This window comes from Leuconostoc sp. S50, assembly GCF_016624925.1.
Classification (GTDB): domain Bacteria; phylum Bacillota; class Bacilli; order Lactobacillales; family Lactobacillaceae; genus Leuconostoc; species Leuconostoc pseudomesenteroides.
Genome location: NZ_JACVUE010000051.1, coordinates 1 through 215, shown reverse-complemented (window position 1 = coordinate 215; position 215 = coordinate 1). Strand labels below are relative to the sequence as shown.

At 66.0% G+C, this 215-nt stretch carries 1 protein-coding gene; it reads left to right on the top strand.

The window, feature by feature from the left end:
* Positions 1-25: 25 nt before the first annotated feature.
* On the top strand, positions 26-215 hold a 190-nt coding region (locus IAE53_RS11520; RefSeq protein ID WP_234456366.1), incomplete at its 3' end, for a hypothetical protein.

Genomic DNA, 215 nt, shown 5'->3' with positions numbered 1-215 from the left:
GGAAGGGCGGCGGGGTTCGCTGAGCGTGGACGACGAAGGGACCCCGACCGAATGCACCACCCTGATCGAGAACGGTGAGCTGGAGCGGGCAGCTGGGTTGGCGCTGTCACCCGAGCACTCGCGCATCATGCTGTGCGGCAACCCTGAGATGATCGATGAGACGCGCAAGGTGCTCAAGGCGCGCGACCTGCAGTTGAGCCTGAGCAAGCGCCCTG